Origin of the sequence: Aliiroseovarius sp. M344, from assembly GCF_025140835.1 — a bacterium.
Taxonomy (GTDB): Bacteria; Pseudomonadota; Alphaproteobacteria; order Rhodobacterales; family Rhodobacteraceae; genus Aliiroseovarius.
The window spans coordinates 1006287-1021648 of record NZ_CP081153.1 but is presented as its reverse complement, the minus strand read 5'-3'; the positions used below and the strand labels follow the sequence as shown (position 1 = coordinate 1021648).

Here is a 15362-nt window from a genome sequence, read left to right as displayed (position 1 = left end):
TACCGATCAAATGGATGACAAAGACCGCGAATTGCTTGCTCAGCTTGAAGGAAATGCGCGTTTGCCTGTGGCCACGCTTGCCCGTCGATTAGGGCTTGCGCGCTCGACCGTACAGGCCCGTATCGAACGGCTGGAGGAGAAAAAGATCATCGCCGGTTACGCCCTGCGACTGGGTGATGCCGCCCGCGGCGATCGGATCCGGGCCACCGTTCTGATCGTGATTGAGCCGCGGTCGACACCGGCAGTTTTGTCGCGACTGAAGACGCTGACGGCTGTCGAAACAGCGCATACAGCGTCAGGTCGGTTTGACATGATCTTGCAGCTTGCCGCCTCTTCGACGACCGAGCTGGATCAAACACTTGATGCCATTGGCGAAATCGACGGCGTGAAAAGTTCGGAAAGTCTGATCCACCTCTCGACGCGGATCAACCGACTAGGCTAGAACGTAGTCATTCTTTAACACATTTCGCCCAGCGAGGCCCCATGACGATAGCCACCATTCCTACCGCGCCCATTGAAGGACAAAAACCGGGCACTTCGGGTCTGCGCAAAAAAGTCGCCGTATTTGCCGAACCAGGCTATTTGGAAACGTATACGCAAGCGATCTTCAACGCGATCCAACCGAAGGGCGCGGTGTTGGTGCTGGGCGGTGACGGCCGGTATTTCAACCGCGATGCCATGGCAACTATTCTGCGTATCGCAGCAGCGAACGGAGTGGCGCGGGTTATCGTTGGACAGGGTGGCATTCTGTCGACACCTGCGGCCAGCCATCTGATCCGAACACGCAACGCTGATGGTGGGCTGATCCTGTCGGCCAGTCATAATCCCGGTGGGCCAGAGGGTGATTTCGGCCTGAAATACAACATTGCAAATGGTGGCCCCGCCCCCGAAAGCGTGACCGACACCATTGTAACCTGCGCCGAGCATATTGATCGCTACCATATTCTTAAGGCAAGCGCGCCAACGCTGGATACGCTGGGCGAGTCTTCCGTAGGCGACATGGTCATCGAGGTTGTCGACCCTGTCGCAGACTACGCGGCTTTGATGGAGGACCTGTTCGACTTCGATGCGCTCCGGCAGATGTTCGCAGGCGGGTTCACCCTGTGCTTTGACGCGATGCATGCGGTGACTGGGCCCTATGCCACGGAGATTTTGGAACGCCGACTTGGCGCTGCGTCCGGAAGCGTCATCAATGCCGTGCCAAGCGAAGATTTCGGAGGCGGGCACCCTGACCCCAACCCCGTCTGGGCCAAACGGCTTTACGATCTTATGCTTGGCTCGGATGCGCCGGATTTCGGGGCTGCATCCGACGGCGACGGTGATCGTAACATGATCATGGGCCACGGCATCTATGTTACCCCATCCGACAGCCTTGCCGTGCTTGCCGCAAATGCACATCTGGTACCCGGTTACAAATCCGGCATTTCAGGTGTTGCCCGGTCAATGCCCACGTCGGCCGCATCCGACCGGGTTGCCAAGAAACTTGGGGTCGAGGCTTTTCAAACGCCGACCGGTTGGAAGTTTTTCGGCAATCTTCTGGATGCTGGCCGAGCGACTTTGTGCGGGGAAGAAAGCGCGGGCACCGGATCAAACCATGTGCGCGAGAAAGACGGGCTTTGGGCGGTGCTGATGTGGCTGAACATACTGGCGGTCCGGAAGGTTGCTGTTGACGAGGTTCTGACAAGCCATTGGGCAGAGTTTGGGCGCGATTACTATTCTCGCCATGACTATGAGGGGATCACTGCGGATGGCGCGACGGCGCTCATGTCTGCGCTGAAAGCCGACCTGCCCTTATTACCGGGGCGGTCCTCCGACGGCATGACCGTAGCCAGCGCTGAAGACTTTTCCTATGCGGATCCGATCGACGGTTCGGTCAGCACGGGACAGGGCATTATCCTGACCTATAAAGGTGGCGCGCGGGCCGTCCTGCGGTTGTCCGGCACCGGGACAGAGGGCGCGACGCTCCGTGTTTATCTTGAGCAATACGCCGAGCCGAACCAAGCCCATGATCTGGATGCGCAGATCGCGCTTTTACAGGTTATCAACGCCACCACATCAATTGCACAAATCAAACATTTTACCGGCCGCGATGGCCCGGATGTGATCAGCTAGGGAAAAGAATCCCACTTTTTACTCCGATTGACCACAATTCTGTACGTGTTCAGTAGATTTTACGGCCATTTTAGTTGTTTTTGGGCGACTAAGGGCAGATTAATGAGGTGTTAATTGAATTCGGCTGCGCCCAAGCTGGGCCTTTTTGTTATAACTATAAAAACTGTCGAATAGAAACGTTTGGCCACCGCATATTGGGCGTTGCTAAACAATTCCTTGCTTGGTTCGACGGAAAAAAATGAGGGACAAATGAAATACTTTTCCGAGGATCGGGCATCAGATCGCTCACAACCCAGCTTTCAGTCTAAGGCGTTTCGGTTTTTAGCTGTCTCAGCATTGGCTATGGCGGCGCACCCTGTGCTTGCACAATCTGCATTGCCGACGATCGAAGAAATTCCGACATTTGATGACCTGGATCCAGCGGCAAGGTCCGAAGCTTACGCTGTTTCGGGGGACGGAACGGTCGTAGTTGGCGAAGCCTTTATCGCCGGCGGGTTTGCGCGTGCTTTTGCATTTTCAAGTGGGACTTTAACCAATCTCGACCCCGCGGCGCCTACGCCTTCGTTCAGCCGTGCAACCGATGTGAGTCAAGATGGATCCGTCATTTCTGGGATTCAACAAACTCTATCGGGCACCTCGGCATTTTATTGGACTCAAGCAACAGGCCTTGTCACTTTTTCCAATCCCCCTGGTGAACAATCCTTCGGAAATGCCGTCAGTGGCGATGGCACTAGTATTCTTGGCACACAGTTTGGTAGTTCAAACCCGGCGGCATTCGTTTGGACACGCGCGACGAACGCGGTCACTTACTTGTCTCCTCTGATCCCAGGCGGCTTCACGTTTGGCAACGACATAAGTAACGACGGCACCATCGTGGTTGGTGAAGCAAATACTGCTGCTGGGCCAGTGCATGCGTTTCGGGCTGTTGTTGGAAGTTCGACAACCGATCTCGGATCGCTCAATGGCGCCTCTGGAAATAGCACCGCGAATGGTGTCAGTGCCGACGGCTTAGTGGTCGTAGGACGATCTTCGACCAGCAGTTCGGGAACGCGCGCTTTCCGCTGGTCGCAAGGGACTGCGATGGTACAGCTTAATGCGCCCGATGAAGCCGATACCAGCATCTCGGAGGCGTTTGCAGCCAGCGCTGACGGTTCATATGTTGCAGGCTACGCCAGTTTTATCTCAACTGGAACTACGCGCGCACTTCGCTGGGACAGTACCGGCGCAGCAATTGATCTTGGTGATTTGACCAACGACAACAGCGGGATTTCCTATGCCAGAGGCATTAGCGACGACGGCACCATCGTCGTGGGCACTGCGACCAACGACGCAGGCGACACACGCGGCTTTATCTGGCGCGACGTAGTCGAAGAACCAGCTGGAACAATGCTGGATCACGTTAACACCTTGACCCAAGTCGCAAATAATGCTGCCGAGCAGGCGGCGGGCGCGCTTTATCTGGACAATCTGGTTCGGTTCACACTGGGCCAATCGCTTGAGCTGCCGGTTGACGGCGGTCAAGGCAGCAGAAGCAAGGCTGGTTTGGGGCGTCCTTATTCGCTGAAAGTCGCAGCAGGCGCTGCCAACAATCGCGATGGCAATGACACTGCCCTTCTGGGTCTAATGGCTGCCACGGCGTTGAATGACAATCTGTCGCTTGGCGGCTTTGTCGGGCTTGGCAATGATGACGACACCCTGACCGGGTTCGGCATTGACGGGACCTTCCGCAGCTTTGGCGTTTATCTGCAAGGTGGGCACCCCAGCACAGAAGGTCTGAACTGGAAACTGGCCACGGCGCGGACCGCGGCTGAGGTTGATATCACCCGGTCGACCGCCTTGGCAAACACCGAGCGCGGAACTGGCAGCACGGATATGAGCGCGCACGCAACCTCGATCGAGCTTGGCTACGGTATGCAACGTGGTGCGGCTCTGGTGACACCCTTCATGCGCGTGACACGGTCTTCGGTTCAGCGCGATGGCTACACCGAAACGGGCGCGGTAGCATTCCCCGTGACCTATGACGACTACGAGGTCAGCGCCACAATCGCCACCTTGGGAGCGGATGTGCGCATCCCTGTTTCTGATGCTGGCGTGGTGCGCCTGAATGCTGGCGTGGATTGGGATCTGTCGCGCTCGACCAACACCGTGTCCGGCACCAGCGCGATCCCCGGCATGACCACATTCGCCATTGCAGGCCCTGCGTTAGAGAACGAAAAGCGGTTGTTCGCAGAGGCACATTACACACACAGCCTTGGCAACGGCCGCAGCTATGATGTGGGACTGGGCGTCAACCAAACGGCCTATGCTGACAAACCATCGGTGATGGCGACGGTCGGCTATCAGATGGATTTCTGATACCACCCAAAATAAACTAAAGCGTTTCGCACGTTTCGCCAAAAACCGGTGTCGCAGGTTTTCTCGAAACGCTTTAAGAAGCGCCCGGGCCAACGCTCGGGCGTTGTCTTTCGGGACCGGGCTTCCCCTTTCCGTTCGTCTTGGGTAAACGGTGCTGAACTCATACGACTTGGGACAAAAACCATGGCCATGGACAAGACATTCGACGCGGCATCTGCCGAAGCACGCATCTACAAATCCTGGGAAGACGCGGGCGCGTTCAAAGCCGGTGCCAATGCAAAGCCGGGTGCGGACAGCTTCACCATTATGATCCCCCCGCCCAATGTCACAGGTGCGCTGCATGTGGGCCATGCGTTCAACAACACATTGCAGGACATTCTGGTGCGCTGGCACAGGATGCGCGGGTTTGACACGCTGTGGCAACCTGGTCAGGACCACGCGGGTATCGCCACGCAGTTGCAGGTCGAGAAGATGCTGGCAGAAACGCAGCAACCCGGCCGCCGTGAACTTGGCCGCGAAAAGTTTCTTGAGAAAGTGTGGGAGTGGAAGGGCAATTCCGGCTCGACCATCATCAACCAGCTGAAACGTCTGGGGTCGACCTGTGACTGGTCGCGCAACGCGTTTACCATGGCCGGAGCGCCAGGTGATCCGCGCACGGGACACGAGAACTCGGCCAACTTCCACGATGCCGTTCTGAAGGTCTTTGTCGACATGTACGACAAAGGGCTCATTTACCGCGGCAAGCGTCTGGTCAACTGGGACCCGCATTTTGAGACCGCGATTTCCGATCTTGAGGTCGAGAATATCGAGACCCCCGGCCATATGTGGCACTTCAAATACCCGCTGGCCGATGGCGCGACCTATACCTATGTCGAGAAAGACGAAGACGGGAATGTCACGCTCACGGAAGAGCGTGACTATATCTCGATCGCTACGACCCGCCCCGAAACCATGTTGGGCGACGGGGCCGTGGCCGTGCACCCGGATGACGCACGCTATGCGCCTATCGTCGGTAAGCTGTGCGAAATCCCCGTTGGCCCGAAAGAGCATCGCCGCCTGATCCCCATCATCACCGATGAATATCCGGATATGAATTTCGGCTCGGGTGCAGTGAAAATCACTGGCGCGCATGACTTTAACGATTATCAGGTCGCCAAGCGAGGTGGCATTCCGATGTATTCGCTGATGGACACGCGCGGCGCGATGCGGGCCGACGGCCTGCCCTATGCCGACGAGGCCGCCACCGCCCAGCGCATCGCAAACGGTGAAGAAGGTTTCGACGAGGCGAAGATCGCCGCGATGAACCTTGTGCCGGACGAATACCGCGGGCTGGACCGGTTTGACGCGCGCAAGCTGGTGGTCGATCAAATCACTGCCGAAGGTCTGGCCGTGATGATCACTCAGACCGTAGAGGTGGATGGTGAGGAAGTTACCGGCACCGTGCCTTACGTCGAAAACAAGCCGATCATGCAGCCCTTCGGCGACCGCTCCAAAGTGGTGATCGAGCCGATGTTGACCGACCAGTGGTTTGTCGACGCCGAGAAGATCGCCGGGCCGGCGCTGGACGCGGTCCGCAACGGCGACGTGAAGATCATGCCCGAAAGCGGCGAGAAGACCTTTTATCATTGGCTGGAGAACATCGAGCCGTGGTGTATTTCTCGCCAGCTGTGGTGGGGACATCAGGTGCCGGTTTGGTATGGTCTTGATCTGTCGGGCGACGATTTCAAAGACGACGAGGGCAACAACGCGCTTGATCTGGTCGAAATGGGGCGCCTGTTGCAACAACAGGATCTACTGCCAGGACATGAGCACAGCCATTGTGCGCATGATTTCGATTCGGTTGCTCCGAAATTCGATGAGGTTTTGGTCACATTGCCCGCGCCATTGAACCATGCCCGCGTCGTCGAGGTGGCAAATCGCGCTGACGCTATGCACATGCTGGCTGAAAGCCTTGCGGCTTATGAAACCACTCAGGATCCTGCAAAGTTGATCTATCCGGTCTGGCGTGACCCCGACGTTCTCGACACGTGGTTCTCGTCCGGCCTTTGGCCCTTCGGCACGTTGGGCTGGCCTCAGGACACGGATGAGCTGAACCGCTTCTTCCCCGGCGACGTGCTGATAACAGGTCAGGACATCCTGTTCTTCTGGGTCGCCCGGATGATGATGATGAGCCAAGCGGTGACGGGCAAGAACCCGTTCCACACGGTCTATCTGCACGGTCTTGTCCGTGACGAGAAGGGCAAGAAGATGTCCAAGACCACGGGTAATGTGATCGACCCGCTGGAGATCATCGACGAATACGGCGCAGATGCACTGCGGTTTACCAACACGGCTATGGCTTCGCTCGGTGGTGTGCTGAAACTGTCCCGCGACCGCATTGCGGGCTATCGCAACTTCGGCACCAAGCTGTGGAACGCTGCCCGTTTTGCTGAGATGAACGCGTGTAAACCCGTTGCTGGATTTGATCCCACAAGCCCGACCCAGACGGTGAACCGCTGGATCATCTCGGAAACCGCGAAAATCCGCGTTGAGGTCGACGAGGCGCTGACCTCCTATCGTTTCAACGACGCGGCCAACGGGCTTTATGCCTTTGTCTGGGGCAAAGTTTGCGACTGGTATGTCGAGTTCTCCAAGCCGCTCCTGAACTCGGATGACGAGGCTGTGCTGGCTGAAACGCGCGCGACCATGGCGTGGGTGATCGACCAATGCCTGATCATGCTGCACCCGATCATGCCCTTCATTACCGAAGAGTTGTGGGGCCAGATCGCGAGCCGTGACACGATGCTGATCCATGCCGAATGGCCTGGCTATGGCGACGAGTTGGCGGACGAGGACGCGGCGCGCGAAATGAACTGGGTGATTTCGCTGATCGAAAACATCAGATCAGCGCGCGCGCAAATGCACGTGCCCGCCGGACTGAAAGTCCCGCTGATCCTGCAAGAACTGGATGAGGCCGGGCGCATTGCCTGGACCAATAACGAGGTGATGATCAAGCGCATGGCGCGGATCGACAGTATGACCGAGATGGCGGACTTGCCAAAGGGCTGCATCACCATCGCAGTTGCTGGTGGCATCTTCGCCCTGCCCCTGGCCGATATCATCGACGTGGGGGAAGAGATTGCGCGGCTTGAAAAGACGCTGGGCAAACTGACCAAGGAAATCGGCGGGCTGCGCGGACGGTTGAAGAACCCGAAATTTGCTGAAAACGCGCCGCCCGAAGTGGTGGAAGAAGCGCAGGAAAACCTTGCAGCGCGCGCGGAAGAAGAAGCGACGCTAAAGACGGCTTTGGCGCGGCTTCAGGAAATCTGACGGTGTGAAAGAGGTGTATGGCTCACGTTGTGAGCCTGAGGGGCACCGCCCCTTTGAGGGAAACCAGAGGTTTCCCTCTACCCCGGGATATTTTTGGCCAGAAGAAACAGATCAGGGAATAAGGCGTTCCACCGCCCGCATCATACCCAATGACTTGTCATAGACGAGGGTTAAAACCCGTCGCATCGGCGGGGTTTTTGCCGCCTGAACCGCGATGTTTGGTAGGCGCGTGGCAGCACCTGCTGCAGCAGCGCTGGCGAGAAAAGTGCGTCGGTTCATTTTGGGCATAAGATGCCCTCCACTCGTTAAGAACCATTCTTATGTAGATACTGCGCTGCGATTTTCAACCTTGTCGGCTGTGGTCTGCCCTGCTCTAACACCCGTATGACCAAGACATATGCCCGCCTGACACCGCTTGCCGACAGCCTTCCCGCAACCGTTCCGTTCGTTGGACCCGAGACACAAGAACGTGCGCATGGTCGCTTGTTCAAAGCCCGGCTGGGGGCAAATGAAAACACATTTGGGCCGTCCCCCCATGTCATCGACGCAATGGCGAAGGCCGGGCGCGATGTGTGGATGTATGGCGACCCTGAGAACCATGACCTGCGCACCGCGCTGGCTGCCCATTATGGGATAGATGTCGATAACATCATGGTTGGCGAAGGGATCGACGGGCTTCTTGGCTATCTGGTGCGTCTGCTGGTTGGACCGGGTGAGGCGGTGGTGACCTCGCAAGGCGGGTATCCCACGTTCAATTATCACGTGACGGGTTATGGGGGGCGGATTGAGGTCGTGCCCTATAAGGATGATCACGAGGATCCAGTCACGTTGATTGCCAAGGCGGCAGAGGTTAGCGCGAAGCTGGTCTATATCGCCAACCCGGACAACCCGATGGGTACATGGCATGACGCGGCCACGATGCAACGGATGATCGACCGCGTGCCTGAAGGTTGCCTTTTGGTTTTGGACGAGGCCTACGTCGAATTTGCGCCCGACGGTGCCGCGCCTGCGCTGAATGCCGACGATCCGCGTGTCATCCGTATGCGCACTTTTTCAAAGGCTTATGGGATGGCTGGTGCGCGGGTTGGTTATGCGATCGCAGAGGCGGGGTTGATCGCCGCCTTCCACAAGATCCGCAATCATTTCGGCATGTGCAGGATCAGCCAAGCCGGTGCTTTGGCGGCATTGCGGGATCAGGATCATCTGGCACGCACCATCGCCAGTGTTGCCGGGGCCAGGCAGCGTATTGACGATATCGCGCGGCAAAACGGTTTGACCACCCTGCCCTCTGCCACAAATTTCGTCGCGGTGGATTGTGGTCGCGATGGCACTTTCGCCAAGTCGGTGCTGGATGCCCTGATTGAACAGGACATCTTTGTGCGAATGCCATTTGCGACCCCGCAAAACCGGTGCATCCGCATTTCGGCCGGCCGACCAGAGGAGTTGGACGCCTTCGCAGCCGCATTGCCTGCCGCACTTGAAACGGCGCGCAGCTAAAGCGTTTCGAAATAAACCTGAGACAGGGTTCATTCAAAACGCCCTAAGCTTCGGAAATCACCAGAGCTGCGGCGTCCAGCGCGCCGGGTCCATGCGGTATTCCCAAGGCAATCAACCCAGATTGGATTGAGGACAGCGCCCCCATGACCATTGAGGCGTTCAAGTGCCCCATATGGCCCAAGCGGAAGAAGCCGTCGGCATCGGGGTCCTCGTCGGTGTTCATACCCAGCCCGATACCCAGTGTTATGCCTGCTTTTTCCTCGGTCCATCGTCGAAGCGCCGTACCATTCGGGGCGCCGATCCGTACCGATGTGACAGCACAGGACCGATGGGTGCGATCTGCCACATTGAGTTCCAGCGGACCTTCGCTGGCCCAAGCTTCAAACGCTGCCCAGACCACGCGGGCAAGTTGGGCATGGCGCGCCCAGACGGCTTCCATCCCGCCTTCCTCGGCGATCATGTCGAGCGACTCGCGAAGACCGTACAAGTGATGCGTTGGGGCGGTGCCACCGAAATACTGGTAGAACACTTTCGGGTTTGCGCGGTCAGTCCAGTCCCAATACCGTGACACGCGGGTCACTTTCGTGCGGGCTTGCGCTGCCTTTTCACTGAAGAACACAAACGCCACACCGGGCGGAACCATCAGACCCTTCTGTGACGCCGTGATCGCAACATCCACGCCCCACGCGTCCATTTCGAAACGGTCGCAGCCCATCGAAGCGATGCAATCGACCAACAGGAGCGCCGGGTGACCTGCGGCATCCAAGGCGGCCCGGACCGCTGCCACATCATTCCTGATCGAGGTCGAGGTGTCCACATGGGTCAGCAGGACAGCGCGGATGCTGTGGTCGGGGTCCGCCAGCAAGGCGGCTTCAACTCGCGCCGGAGCGACTGGCGCGCGCAGGCCGAAATCTTCAATCTGCACTTGTGCGCCTAGGGCTTCGGCCATTTCAGTCCAGCCATGCCCGAACCGCCCCGTGCAAAGCGACAGAACCTTTTCCCCGGGAGAGAGCACATTTGCAAGCGCTGCCTCCCACGCGCCATGCCCATTGGCGATATAGATCGCCACATTGTGTCGGGTCCGCGCGACCGTCCGCAAACTTTCGATCAAGTCCGGCATCATCTCGACCAACTCGCCTTCGTAGATGTTTGGGCCGGGCCTGTGCATTGCGCGCAGCACCCGGTCGGGCATCACAGATGGCCCCGGAATGGCGAGGTAAGGGCGTCCAAAGGAAAGCGTCATCGTGGTCTTCTTGTGTCTATATGTTTCCAAGCGGTACTGCGCGCCCGGCTGCCCGTCAACAGACGGCAGGTCGGGCCATGCTTGTCTGGACTTGACGGACAGGCTACACCGCCCTGAAACCGCCCGCAAAATTGCTGGGCCAGACACTCGGAGACACCATGTTTTCCAAGGCCTACGCCCGGATCAAACAGTGGGAACGCAGCTGGAAAAGCTCGTTTGGCACGGACATATCGACACCCGAGGGGCGGCGGGATGCGCGGCGTCACAACAACATCGTGGACCATGCGTTCCTGCGGCGCATTCTGCCCAACCGCTATCAACTGTCCGACGAGGCATGGCGATCAAATCAACCCGATCCGGTGCATTTTCCGGCCTTGGCGAAAATCGGAATCAAAAGCGTGATCAACTTGCGTGGGCCGGACAGGTTCTCATATTACCTGTTCGAAAAAGAGGCCTGTGCAGACTATGACATGTCTTTGCATGATCACGAGCTGTTCGCCCGCGTGCTTGGCAGCGCGCAGGATTATCTTGAGTTGCTTGACCTGATGGAGACAGTTGAAAAGCCGATGTTGATCCACTGCAAATCCGGGGCGGATCGCACCGGGATCGCGGCCGCTCTGTACCTGCTGGACCAAAAGGGGGCCAGCATCGACGAGGCGCGCGCGCAACTTTCGCTGAAATATGCGCATCAGCGCTGGTCAAAGGCGGGCATTCTGGATCATCTTCTGGAAGCATACGCCACCCATATTGAGACCGACCCACTGCCCGTTCGGGATTGGCTGGCAAACCACTATGATCCCGAGGCCATCACCGCCTCGTTCCTAGCCAAGCGGAGCAAAGGATGAGCGCGACGAAACACCCTGACATGATCCGCTGGATGTGGCGCAGTTACATGCGCGCCTATCGCTGGCCACTGATTGCAGCGGTGTTTTTGATGTTGCTGGAAGGGCTCGCGCTGGGTGGCCTGAGTTATATGATCAAACCGATGTTCGATGTGGCCTTTTCGTCGGGCAGCACGTCGTCAATTATCGCAGTCGCTTTGACGGTGGCTGGCATCTTCATCGTTCGCGCTGTCGCTGCCTTTGGTCATCGGGTCTTGATGGTGCATGTCGGACAACGCGTTGCCGCCAAACTGCAGTCGGACATGGTAGCGCATATGCTGACACTGGACAGCAACTTCTTTCGTGACAATTCACCCGGCACCCTGATCGAGCGTGTGCGCGGCGACGCGCAAGCCATTGCCACGATATGGGAGGTGGTTCTGGCCGCTGTCGCGCGCGATGTCGTATCGCTTTTGGCACTGTTGGGTGTGGCGCTGTCGATTGACTGGCTTTGGGTCGTGGTCGCGGTTGCTGCCGCCCCGATCCTGACCATACCGATGAGCATCCTGCAAAAACGGGTGCGCCGCACCACAACCGACAGCCGGTCGTCTGCCGCGCAGATCTCGACCCGTCTGGACGAGATTTTTCACGGCATCAACTCGATCAAACTTTCGGGCACTGAACGCCACGAACAGGGCCGTGTGGATCGCGAGATCGACCAGTTTGCCCGCACCCATTTGCAAAGCCAAGCCAATCAAGGCGGCATTGTTGCAATGGTCGACATCATCGCGGCCGTGGGGTTCTTTGGTGTGCTGGTTTACGGCGGCATCCAGATCAATTCAGGTGCCAAGACCGTTGGCGAATTCATGAGCTTCTTCACCGCGATGGCGCTGGTTTTTGACCCGTTGCGCAACCTCGGGAAAGTTTCAGGGGCCTGGCAGGCAGCACTTTCCAGCCTTGAGCGGATCAGAAGTGTGTTCAGTGAGCGCCCTTCAATCCTGTCACCCCCCAAGCCTGCAACGCTTCCCGGTATGGCCCGCAAAGCGAAGATCGAATTGAAAGATGTGGTTTTCTCTTATGGCGAAACACCCGTTCTGCGGGGTGCCAGTTTTACTGCAGAGGCCGGCAAAACAACGGCATTGGTCGGCGCATCCGGCGCTGGGAAAAGCACCGTTTTCAATCTTCTGACCCGTCTGGCGGACGCAAAATCAGGTAAGGTAACGATTGGCGCGGCAGACGTTACGCAGCTTCCGCTTGAAAAACTCCGTGGTCTTTTTTCGGTCGTCAGTCAAGAAGCGTTATTGTTTGACGAAACGCTGCGCGACAACATCCTCATGGGTCGCTCTGACATTGACGAAAAGAAGCTGAAGCACGCGCTGGATGTGGCGCATGTTTCCGATTTTCTGCTCCAGATGGAAAAAGGGTTGGATACCCCGGCCGGGCCACGCGGATCAAACCTGTCTGGCGGTCAACGTCAACGTGTCGCAATCGCCCGGGCCGTGTTGCGAGACGCGCCTTTTCTTCTGCTAGACGAAGCCACATCCGCACTGGATGCGAAGTCCGAAAAACTGGTGCAGCAGGCGCTGGACGAACTGTCGAAAGACCGCACAACGCTTGTCATTGCGCATCGCTTGGCCACCGTGCGAGACGCCGACAAGATCGTCGTAATGGATCAGGGCAAGGTGGTTGATCAGGGAAATCACGAGGAGTTGCTGGCCCGTGGCGGCATCTATGCACAGCTTTACAAATTGCAGTTTCAGGATGGCGGCAAACCAGCGGACGCCCGCTTAAAAGGCCGGCGGCGCAAGCGTAAAGTGTCGACAGTCGAACACGCCGAGCCTGCGCGCTGGTCTATCCGCGGGCTGTTTGCCGGAGGACTTCTGGGGCGCAAGCGTGGTTGACCTCTTTCGCTCTGATCCCGCGACCCTATATTGGTGCGGCGACAGGAGAACACCATGACAGCAGAACCAACGCGCACCGTGCTGCGCATCACAGGCACAGACCGCGACAGCTTTCTTCAGGGTCTTGTGACCAATGACATAAAAAAGTTGGCGAATGGCATCGTTTACGCGGCTCTTCTAACCCCGCAGGGCAAGTATCTTGCCGATTTCTTTCTTGTGCCGGATGAAGACGCGATCTTGTTGGACGTCGCGACCGCGCTTGCCGCACCGCTCGCCCAACGGCTGACCATGTATAAACTTCGGGCTGACGTACAGATCGCCGCAACCGACATTGCCCCTGTGCGGGGGCTGGGCCAAGCACCAGACGGAGCATTCGCCGACCCGCGGCACGATGCGCTGGGATGGCGCGCCTATGACGGTCGCGCGGGTCAGGACGGGGTCGATTGGGACGCCATCCGCGTTGCACACTGCATCCCGGAAACCGGGATAGAGCTGACCCCGGACTCCTATTTGCTCGAGGCTGGTTTTGAACGTCTGAACGGGGTTGATTTCCGCAAGGGCTGTTATGTCGGTCAAGAAGTGACAGCCCGCATGAAGCATAAAACCGACCTAAAGAAAGGTCTGAGTATGGTTCAGACAAACGGGAAAGCGCCGGTGGGCACGCCAATCACATCTGGCGGCAAACCGGTCGGCACAGTGTTTACCCAATCCGGAGATCAGGCCATCGCCTATCTGCGGTTCGACCGCGCGACCAAAGACATGCAGGCAGGCGACGCCAGTGTTTCTTGGCCGGGATAACGCGTGTCCGCCTCAGACGTGACGCCATTCGCCGCTGTCCAAACCATCCAGCGTCCAATCCCCGACGCCATAGCGGATCAAGCGCAGCGTCGGGTGCCCGATCGCGGCTGTCATCCGCCGCACCTGCCGGTTTTTGCCTTCACGGATCGTGAGTTCCAGCCAGCAATCCGGCACAGTTTTTCGAAACCGGACGGGCGGGTCACGGGTCCACAGCGCCTTGGGTTCATCGATACGACTTGCTTGCGCCGGGCGTGTCCGTCCGTCTTTCAGCGCGACACCCTCACGCAAGGCACGAAGTGCATTGTCATCAGGTATCCCTTCGACTTGAACCCAATAGGTTTTAGCCAACTTATGACTGGGATTGGCAATCCGCGCTTGTAACTTTCCGTCATCGGTCAACACCAGCAGCCCCTCGCTGTCGCGATCAAGCCGGCCTGCCGCATAGACACCGGGCACATTAATAAAGTCTGACAAAGTTTGACGCGGCGACCCGTCGGTCCCCTTGTCGGTAAACTGCGACAGAACGTTGAAGGGCTTATTGAACAGGATCGTGGTCAAGCTAGCCTCCAATGAAAAAGGGCAGAGCAATTGCCCTGCCCCATTCACCCTAGCGACGCGACGTCACGCGCGCTCGGAATATTCCATGGTTTCGGTGTTCACAATTATCGCCTCACCCTGCCCAACGAAAGGCGGCACGGAAATCCGCACGCCGTTGTCCAGAAGGGCGGGTTTGAAACTGTTGGCGGCCGTCTGGCCCTTTACCACCGGCTCGGTTTCTTCGATGGTGCAGGTCACTTTTTGGGGCAAAGTCGCGTTCAACGCTTCGGTGTCATAGAACTCGACCACGATGGTCATACCGTCTTGCAAGAACGGGCGACGGTCGCCAAGCAGGTCCGCCGGTATCTGGTTCTGCTCATAGGTTTCCGTGTCCATGAAGATCAGCATCCCGTCGTCTTCATACAGAAATTGCTGGTCTTTTTGCTCAAGGCGCACACGCTCGACCTTATCGGCGGACCGGAACCGCTCGTTGAGCTTCGAGCCATTGCGCAGGTTCTTCATCTCGACCTGCGCAAAGGCGCCACCCTTGCCGGGCTTTACGTGATCGACTTTCACAGCGGCCCACAGGCCATCATTATGCTCCAGTACGTTTCCGGGGCGAATTTCGTTACCGTTGATTTTGGGCATGCCTAAACCTTCGCAAAAGGTTGAACTCTGTTGGGCTGCACCTATATCTTGACGATCCGGCGCAGGCAAGGTGACGTATTTAGCTTGTCTAGTGCTTAAGGTATGCACTATACGCATAACAGACATGCGCTAGCGGGGATA

The 15362-nt window shown here is 57.8% G+C and carries 12 protein-coding genes; 8 read left to right on the top strand and 4 right to left on the bottom strand.

Features of this window, described 5'->3' with window-relative positions; genetic code table 11:
* Positions 1-10: 10 nt before the first annotated feature.
* The 4 genes from K3556_RS04950 to K3556_RS04935 all read left to right on the top strand — a co-directional run bounded on the left by K3556_RS04950 (position 11) and on the right by K3556_RS04935 (position 7776).
* Entirely contained in the window at positions 11-442 is a 432-nt protein-coding gene (locus K3556_RS04950) for an Lrp/AsnC family transcriptional regulator (RefSeq protein WP_260518621.1), read from the top strand.
* A gap of 41 nt (positions 443-483) precedes the next feature.
* The gene (locus K3556_RS04945; protein ID WP_260518620.1) at positions 484-2112 is read left to right on the top strand and encodes an alpha-D-glucose phosphate-specific phosphoglucomutase; all 1629 of its coding nucleotides are present in this window, start codon (positions 484-486) and stop codon (positions 2110-2112) included.
* 810 nt (positions 2113-2922) lie between these two features.
* A complete protein-coding gene (locus tag K3556_RS04940; protein WP_260518619.1) occupies positions 2923-4467 on the top strand; it encodes an autotransporter domain-containing protein in 1545 nt (514 codons plus the stop codon).
* Between the two features lie 183 nt (positions 4468-4650).
* Complete coding sequence (locus tag K3556_RS04935; RefSeq protein WP_260518618.1) at positions 4651-7776, top strand: valine--tRNA ligase; 3126 nt, start codon at positions 4651-4653, stop codon at positions 7774-7776.
* Between the two features lie 111 nt (positions 7777-7887).
* Here K3556_RS04935 and K3556_RS04930 read toward each other — a convergent pair whose 3' ends face one another.
* Entirely contained in the window at positions 7888-8064 is a 177-nt protein-coding gene (locus K3556_RS04930) for a twin-arginine translocation signal domain-containing protein (protein WP_260518617.1), read from the bottom strand.
* 96 nt (positions 8065-8160) lie between these two features.
* Between K3556_RS04930 and K3556_RS04925 the strand changes: the two genes are divergently transcribed.
* Positions 8161-9273, top strand: coding sequence for a pyridoxal phosphate-dependent aminotransferase (locus K3556_RS04925; RefSeq protein WP_260518616.1), 1113 nt, complete (start codon positions 8161-8163; stop codon positions 9271-9273).
* A 43-nt stretch (positions 9274-9316) separates the two neighbouring features.
* Here K3556_RS04925 and K3556_RS04920 read toward each other — a convergent pair whose 3' ends face one another.
* Positions 9317-10516, bottom strand: coding sequence for a pyridoxal-phosphate-dependent aminotransferase family protein (locus K3556_RS04920; RefSeq protein ID WP_260518615.1), 1200 nt, complete (start codon positions 10514-10516; stop codon positions 9317-9319).
* Between the two features lie 158 nt (positions 10517-10674).
* Between K3556_RS04920 and K3556_RS04915 the strand changes: the two genes are divergently transcribed.
* Genes K3556_RS04915 through K3556_RS04905 form a run of 3 tightly spaced genes read left to right on the top strand, consistent with a single transcriptional unit; the run spans position 10675 to position 14036 of the window.
* Positions 10675-11361 (top strand): tyrosine-protein phosphatase, encoded by a 687-nt coding sequence (locus tag K3556_RS04915; RefSeq protein WP_260518614.1) that lies wholly within the window; start codon positions 10675-10677, stop codon positions 11359-11361.
* Positions 11358-13238: an ABC transporter ATP-binding protein gene (locus K3556_RS04910; protein WP_260518613.1), complete on the top strand. Its 1881-nt coding sequence runs from the start codon at positions 11358-11360 to the stop codon at positions 13236-13238. The genes K3556_RS04915 and K3556_RS04910 overlap by 4 nt, the downstream gene beginning before the upstream one ends.
* 54 nt (positions 13239-13292) lie before the next feature.
* On the top strand, positions 13293-14036 hold the full coding sequence (locus K3556_RS04905) for a folate-binding protein YgfZ (protein WP_260518612.1): 744 nt from the start codon (positions 13293-13295) through the stop codon (positions 14034-14036).
* A 12-nt stretch (positions 14037-14048) separates the two neighbouring features.
* Here K3556_RS04905 and K3556_RS04900 read toward each other — a convergent pair whose 3' ends face one another.
* Positions 14049-14594, bottom strand: a complete 546-nt coding sequence (locus K3556_RS04900) for a pseudouridine synthase (RefSeq protein ID WP_260518611.1) — start codon at positions 14592-14594, stop codon at positions 14049-14051.
* 63 nt (positions 14595-14657) lie between these two features.
* The gene (efp, locus tag K3556_RS04895) at positions 14658-15221 is read right to left on the bottom strand and encodes an elongation factor P (RefSeq protein ID WP_260518610.1); all 564 of its coding nucleotides are present in this window, start codon (positions 15219-15221) and stop codon (positions 14658-14660) included.
* Positions 15222-15362: the final 141 nt, after the last annotated feature.